The organism is Thermosynechococcus sp. M98_K2018_005, assembly GCF_015295825.1.
Classification (GTDB): domain Bacteria; phylum Cyanobacteriota; class Cyanobacteriia; order Thermosynechococcales; family Thermosynechococcaceae; genus Thermosynechococcus.
The window spans coordinates 1-6,853 of the sequence record NZ_DVEH01000032.1; the positions used below are offsets into that span (position 1 = coordinate 1).

8 protein-coding genes are annotated in these 6,853 nt (G+C 52.0%); 4 read left to right on the forward strand and 4 right to left on the reverse strand.

Features of this window, described 5'->3' with window-relative positions:
- Positions 1-139: 139 nt before the first annotated feature.
- Together IGQ15_RS04200 and IGQ15_RS04205 are read left to right on the forward strand one after the other, a co-directional pair.
- Positions 140-994: an MBL fold metallo-hydrolase gene (locus IGQ15_RS04200; protein ID WP_363315780.1), complete on the forward strand. Its 855-nt coding sequence runs from the start codon at positions 140-142 to the stop codon at positions 992-994.
- 36 nt (positions 995-1,030) lie between these two features.
- Positions 1,031-1,735 (forward strand): lipase, encoded by a 705-nt coding sequence (locus IGQ15_RS04205; protein ID WP_297048929.1) that lies wholly within the window; start codon positions 1,031-1,033, stop codon positions 1,733-1,735.
- Here the strand turns inward: IGQ15_RS04205 and trmB are convergent.
- The gene (gene trmB / locus IGQ15_RS04210; RefSeq protein WP_363315782.1) at positions 1,732-2,358 is read right to left on the reverse strand and encodes a tRNA (guanosine(46)-N7)-methyltransferase TrmB; all 627 of its coding nucleotides are present in this window, start codon (positions 2,356-2,358) and stop codon (positions 1,732-1,734) included. The two genes, IGQ15_RS04205 and trmB, sit on opposite strands and share 4 nt — an antisense overlap.
- A gap of 169 nt (positions 2,359-2,527) precedes the next feature.
- Entirely contained in the window at positions 2,528-3,985 is a 1,458-nt protein-coding gene (locus tag IGQ15_RS04215) for an ammonium transporter (RefSeq protein ID WP_363315781.1), read from the reverse strand.
- A gap of 272 nt (positions 3,986-4,257) precedes the next feature.
- Here IGQ15_RS04215 and IGQ15_RS04220 point away from each other — a divergent pair, with 272 nt between their 5' ends.
- Positions 4,258-5,121 (forward strand): Tab2/Atab2 family RNA-binding protein, encoded by an 864-nt coding sequence (locus IGQ15_RS04220; protein ID WP_297048934.1) that lies wholly within the window; start codon positions 4,258-4,260, stop codon positions 5,119-5,121.
- 1 nt (position 5,122) lies between these two features.
- On the opposite strand, the gene dapB is transcribed toward IGQ15_RS04220, so the two are convergent.
- A complete protein-coding gene (gene dapB / locus IGQ15_RS04225) occupies positions 5,123-5,938 on the reverse strand; it encodes a 4-hydroxy-tetrahydrodipicolinate reductase (RefSeq protein WP_297048936.1) in 816 nt (271 codons plus the stop codon).
- Positions 5,939-6,028: 90 nt separating this feature from the next.
- Here dapB and IGQ15_RS04230 point away from each other — a divergent pair, with 90 nt between their 5' ends.
- On the forward strand, positions 6,029-6,448 hold the full coding sequence (locus tag IGQ15_RS04230) for a cupin domain-containing protein (protein ID WP_297048937.1): 420 nt from the start codon (positions 6,029-6,031) through the stop codon (positions 6,446-6,448).
- 17 nt (positions 6,449-6,465) lie between these two features.
- Here IGQ15_RS04230 and IGQ15_RS04235 read toward each other — a convergent pair whose 3' ends face one another.
- On the reverse strand, positions 6,466-6,645 hold the full coding sequence (locus IGQ15_RS04235) for a hypothetical protein (protein ID WP_297048939.1): 180 nt from the start codon (positions 6,643-6,645) through the stop codon (positions 6,466-6,468).
- Positions 6,646-6,853: the final 208 nt, after the last annotated feature.

Here is a 6,853-nt window from a genome sequence, read left to right on the forward strand (position 1 = left end):
TAGAAAAAATTTTTTACCAACCTTGGTCGCAGCTAGCCCCCACTCTATCAACTCCTAGCGTCACAGGGGGAGGATGATCGATATCACAAGTCAAGAGTGTTTTCTGTGGCACACTACGATCAAGATTTGCGATATGCCCATGTTTAACCCACTCACTATTCGGTTTTGGGGCGTGCGCGGCAGTATTCCCTGTCCCGGTTCCCATACTGTCCGCTATGGCGGTAACACTCCCTGCGTGGAAATTCAAGCCAATGGTCAACGCATCATTTTTGACGGCGGTACGGGTTTGCGGGTTCTGGGGGAGCACTTAATGAGTCAACAGCCGGTGGCGGCACATTTATTTTTTACCCATACCCACTGGGATCATATTCAGGGTTTTCCCTTCTTTCAGCCCGCCTTTGTACCGGGGAACCAGTTCCATATCTACGCAGTGCCGGGGAAAAATGGTCAGGGCATTGAACGACGACTCAATGATCAAATGCTGCACCCCAACTTTCCTGTCCCGTTGCAGATTATGGGGGGAGATTTGCGTTTTTATGACTTGGAAGCGGGCGAACAGGTACACCTAGGCGGCGGTGTGGTGGTAAGTAATGAAGCCCTGAATCATCCGGGTGGGGGGGTGGGCTACCGTGTGAGTTGGCAAGGTATTCATGTGGCCTATATCACAGACACGGAGCATTTGCCCGATCAATTACATCCGGGAGCCTTTGTCTTGGCCGATCGCGCCGATGTGATGATTTACGATGCCACTTATACCGATGAAGAATACCATCACCCACGGCAGAGCAAGGTGGGGTGGGGACATTCCACATGGCAGGAGGCGGTTAAGCTTGCCCAAGCAGCCCAAGTTAAGCAACTAATTTTGTTTCACCACGACCCCAGCCACGATGATGACTTTCTAGATCGCATTGGTGAGTTGGCGCGGGCACAATTTCCGCAGACGCTGCTGGCTCGTGAGGGTCTCATGATTTCCGTCTATCCAAATGTAATGTGATACACTTCCCAGCAACGCGTCAAGCAAGTTAGCCCTGTGTTGCCTGTCGTTCTTTTACCGGGATATTTAGCGGCTGCCCCTGACTACTATCCACTGCGGGATTATCTGCGGCAATGGGGGTTTGTGGCGGAGGTGGTGCCTCTCAGGGTACGCTCGTGGTTGCCCACGTTGGGGGGGCGATCGGTGGCGCCAATTTTACAGGCCTTGGATACCACCATTCAGCATGTTCTGAATGAAACAGGGGCGTCCGCCGTGCATCTCATTGGCCATTCAGCGGGGGGCTGGATTAGCCGCATTTACCTAGGGGATCAACCCTATGATGGCCAAGTTTGGGCGGGTCACAAATGGGTGCACACGCTAATCACGTTGGGTACTCCCCATCGGAGTCAGGAGCGTTGGACGCGCCGCAATCTCGACTTTGTTAACACCACGTACCCCGGCGCTTATTATGCGCAAGTTCGCTATGTGTGTCTGGCGGGCAAAGCCATCTATGGCACACCATGGGGTTCGTTTGCCGATTGGTTTACGTATCAAAGCTATAAACTCACCTGTGGCGAGGGTGCCTGTTGGGGAGATGGAGTGACACCGGTGGCAGCAGCCCACCTCGAGGGGGCAGAGAATCTGGTCTATGAAGATGTGCTCCATGCGCCGCGCAGCCGCTTGCGCGATCGCCCCGAGGCCCCTTGGTATGGTTCCCCAGCGATTGTCGCCATGTGGCAGCAGTATTTGCAGGCGAGTTAGAGGGCATGCCGCTCAAATTGCCAGCGGTAAACGGGTAATCCTTTACTGAGGACACATTTTTCCCGTTCTGTCGCGACGGGCCAAGGACTCTGGGGTAACCAATTGGTACAGGTTGAGCGAAAGGCGGCATGGGCACGAAACTGTTGCACCATCGATTCAGCCACCTCAAAGACATCTGACTGCAGGACAACACGCCCACCAGCGGGCAGGAGTTCGGCAAGGGTAGCCACCAGTTCAGGGGTGACGACGCGGCGTTTATGGTGACGGCGCTTGAACCACGGATCTGGAAATTGAATTGTGACCGTGTGCAGGGGGAGTCCGCCGAGGATTTTGCCCAAGTGGACATTGGCATTGCCCCAAAGGTAGTAGAGGTTCCGCAGTTGCTGGCGATCGCGCCGCTCATTGGCCATCACCACTAGCGGGTAGCGAATTTCCAGACCCAGAAAATTTTGCTCTGGATACAGTGCTGCCATTTCTAACAAGAACGTCCCTTTGGCACAGCCAATATCCAGGTGTAAAGGTTGCGAGGGTTGCTCGTAAATTGTTGACCAATCGGGAACAGTAATGTCCTGCTGGAATTTGTGACTTAGAGGGTTAACGTGCTGTCGCACCCGTACCGCCATGGCGCGATCGCTCATCCAAAACTCCCTAATGTAGTGCCGCTATAACGTAGCGTAGATTACTGCAAAGTCAGAAAAAAACTGCCCTCAAAAGCTGAGGACAGCAAAAACCACCTAGGGTAATGGGATCGTCCAGCGGCGTGGTACGACCCCAAACTTATTGGCAGGCGAGTTACTCCTTCAAGAAACCGCTGTAGGCTTCCATGCCATGCTCGCCGATGTCCAAGCCTTTGAGTTCCTCTTCTTCGGGAACACGAATGCCAAGCGTTTGTTTCAGAGCCAGCCAAAAGATACTGCTCAGCAGCACAGTAAAGCCACCGACCGTCAAAATACCGATAATCTGGGCAATCAACTGAGTCACCCCGTGACCGGTGAGCAAGCCCAACTCTTTGTCAAACAGGCCAAGAGCTAAGGTACCCCAAGTACCGCAGACTAAGTGAACCGAGGTGGCACCGACGGGGTCGTCAATTTTGATGCGATCAAGGAAGAGGACAGAATAGACCACAATCACGCCGCCAATGGCACCAATGACCACGGCAAAAAAATAAGACACGCTAGCACAGGGTGCTGTAATAGAGACGAGGCCGGCCAGAATACCGTTGATGATCATGGAGAGGTCAGGCTTACCAATGGCTAGCCAAGCCGTTATTGTTGCCGCAATGCCGCCAGCCGCCGCAGCTAAGTTAGTGGTGACGGCAATGTAAGGTACAGCCTCATCAGCGGCTAGTTGGGAGCCGGGGTTAAAACCAAACCAGCCGACCCAGAGGATCAAACACCCCAGCATGGCAAAGCCCATGTTGTGACCCGGTAAGGCTTGGGGAGTGCCGTCAGCCGCATACTTGCCGATCCGTGGTCCTAGGAAAGCAGCACCCATTAAAGCCGCCCAACCGCCCACTGCGTGCACCACGGTTGAACCAGCAAAATCTTTGAAGGCAACAGTAACCTCTTGACCATCGACAGTTTTACCAAGGAAAGCAATGTTGCTGAGGAGGCCATTCCCCCAAACCCAGTGACCCGTAATCGGGTAAGAGATACCAGTGAGCAGAAGGCTGAAGATTAAGAAGTCAACAAATTTAATCCGCTCAGCTACCGCCCCCGAGACAATGGTAGCTGCTGTCCCAGCAAAGGCAGCTTGGAATAGGAAAAAGACAGGTATAGGTAAGCCCTCAGGAAAGGGAGCAAGATTGTAGGTTTCAGGGTTTTCACTACTGAGGAAAAAACCCCCCAAACCGATAAAACTATTGCCCTCAGCACCAAACATGAAGGAGAATCCGATCGCCCAGTAAGCAAGGGTGGCTAAGGCAAAAACAATCAGGTTTTTAGAAAGAATGTTGACAGCGTTCTTCTGGCGGCAGAAGCCAGTTTCCAACATGCCGAAGCCGGCATTCATGAAAATCACGAGAATTGCTGCCACCAATACCCAAATCGTGTTCAGTGCTCCTTGAACTGCTTCAGGGGTGAGGGGCGTATCCTGTGCCTGAGCAGCCACTCCCCAAACAGCCACAATAATCAAAGCTAGGGGAATGCAGGCGACAAGGGCTGGCGATCGCCAGCGGAAATTGGGCTGCCAGTCGAGGTTCAGTAACGGGCGCTTTTGCCGTCTAGCGCGTTTCAGTTTTAACTTGTACATCGCTTTCATTCTCAACGATTATGGAGTAGAGTTGCACATGGGTTTAGCGGAGGAGAAATCGCAGTTGCAGCAGCATTGTGCCAGAAAGTCATCTGGCTATTGTTTGGCTTGAGCTGAGCGAGGCATTGACCCGCAGTTAACCTTTGATTGCACCAGTTCTCAGATGAGAAAATCTGTATCGCGTTATACATTTACCTTGATGACCAAAACCGCCTATCCTAGGGAAAGGCAAATAGCATCAAGTTTGCGGCTAACGTTCCTGATAGGTGTGAATGGATACGATCTGGGAGTTGGATTTTTATTCCCGTCCCCTTGTGGATGAAAACAACAAAAAAATCTGGGAATTGCTAATTTGCGATCGCCAGCAACACTTTCAGTTCAGTAAAACTTGTGCCGGAGCTGAAGCCAATGCCCGCTGGTTAGAAGCTGCCCTCAAAGAAGCCATGGAGCAATGGCGGCAGCAACTGGGACTTGCAAACAGCGCTCAACCGGATCGGGTACGTTTTTTCCGCCGAGCCATGACCAGCATTATTACCCGGGGGGGAGAAGCGGCAGGATTAGTGATGGTGCCCAGTCGGCGCACGTTTGCCCTCTATGATTGGCTGCGCGATCGCGCCACCAACTTCTATCCAACCCTACCCAACTACCAAACCGATCTGGCAACGCCACCCCAGTTGATCCCCCCTACACCGCAACCTTTACCACCAGCTCTGCGGGGCGATCGCTGGCAATTTAGTGGTCTCCCTCTGGGGGAGATTAAAACAGCTGCTGAATGGGAACTGCCCTTTGGTGAGGTACCACCACTGCCCTTTTTGACCCTCAGGGACGATACGCTACTGCCGGGGTTAATTATCTATTCCCAGCGCGCACTGCCCTTGGCGGGTTGGCTATCGGGATTAGAGCCTGCCTATTTGAGTTTTGAGGAGGATCCCCAACCCTTCTTGGTGTTGGAAACAGGAGCGAGCGATCGCTGGGTGCTCATTAGTGGCCGCAATCCCCAGATTCAGAAGGAACTGACTGCCTTTAGGGATGCCTGTACCCAAAACCAAGGGCTGCACTTTATCGCCGTGAAGGAACGACCGGAACAAGACGCATTGCAAGGCTTTTGGTTGTTGCAGCAAACCCCTGACGTTTAGGCTAGAGGAGCTTTTCAAGACCATAGATCAAGCGTTTGAGTTGCGTGACTTTGCGAATGGCCAGCAGTACCCCCGGCATGTAGCACTGGCGATCGCTGGTGTCATGGCGCAGCGTATAAATTTGCCCTGGTGCTCCAAAAATCACCTCTTGATGGGCAATGAGTCCCGGCAGGCGGACACTGTGAATGCGAATTTCAGCGTCAGCACACGCCCCTCGCGCTCCCCTGAGATGTTCTGACTCTTCCACTTGGGGCGGATTAAAAGTTTTGCCCAATTCTGCTAAACGCTGCGCGGTTTGAATAGCTGTACCGCTGGGGGCATCTGCCTTTTGGTTGTGGTGTAGTTCAATAATCTCCACATGGTCAAAATACTGGCTCGCCCGAATGGCCGCTTCTTGGAGAAGCACCATACCAATCGAGAAGTTCGGAGCAATAACTGCCCCCATACTGGCCTTGTCGGTAAACTCCGCCAGTTCTTCAATTTGCTCTGGACTTAAGCCCGTTGTCCCCACCACGGGATACACCCCGTAGGCGATCGCCGTGCGCACATTCTCGTACACTGCCTGGGGATGGGTAAAATCCACCATTACCACCGGTTGTTTCTCTTGGGCAGCTGCTACACACACCTCTTGCAAGCTGCCACTAATGGGAATCTCTAAGGCTCCTAGCCCCAGTGCTGCACCAAGATCTTCCCCCACCTGCTTGCGATCCACAGCGGCATAGAGGTTCATATCACTTGCCTGTGAAACCGCCTTAACCACTTCACGCCCCATTTTGCCCAAAGCGCCAACAACAATTACAGGGATGGGTGTACTCATGCAAAACTCCGAGAGAAAACACAGGCTAGAATAGCGCGATCGCTTGGCGATACAATAAGCCAATGCTGAGTATTTTGTCCTAAAGACACGATGTTAGTTTTTTCCTTTCCTGAGTTGGTTGAGCGCTGTCAAACTTGGACACCAAAGCGGCCGGGCTATGCCGTCTGTCCCTTGGATCACCACAACCCTGAGCTAGCCTCTAGTCTCTATCGCATTGAGCCAGGACAAGCCAACTATCCCCATTACCACCATCGCGGTGACGATATTTTCCTGATTGTATCGGGAGTTGGTGAGCTCATTACCTGCCCGATGACGCCCCCTGCGAGTTCTGTGGCTGCAACCGCCTTGATCCGTACCCCCGTGGAAACCGGTTCCTATGCCCATGTGGATGCCCAATGTCTCCATTGGCTGCGGAATCTGTCTGCCGATCAGCCGTTGTATTACCTTAACATTGCGCCCCTATCCCACGAGGGCGATCGCGTAGATGTCACTATTGAGGGCTGGCACTAAGGAAACAATTAAAACAATTATTCGCCCTGGAACTTACTGGCTGCTTCCTCAAAAGCCTTGCTCAACTCATCCCAAGCACCTTGGAACCCTGCTTTGAGCGACTCCCAAGCATCATTTCCGGCTTCTTTGGGAGCAGCCAATTGTTGGGTAATCTCATCTCGCTTGACCTTCAAACCCTTCAAACTGTCATTCAGCACTTCTGCATTAAAACATATATATTAAAAAATTTAGAGAATAATTAAAAAATATATCTAATCATTTTACTTTGCATAGTGTACTTGGGGATACAGTCAAAGACTTAGGGAAAATGTATGATTCTGATTCTAAAGACAGGGGGATATTCCGCTGACTTGATTCTAATCACTGAATCATGAATGCCTAGTCAATTTTTCTAGTTTACGTTAT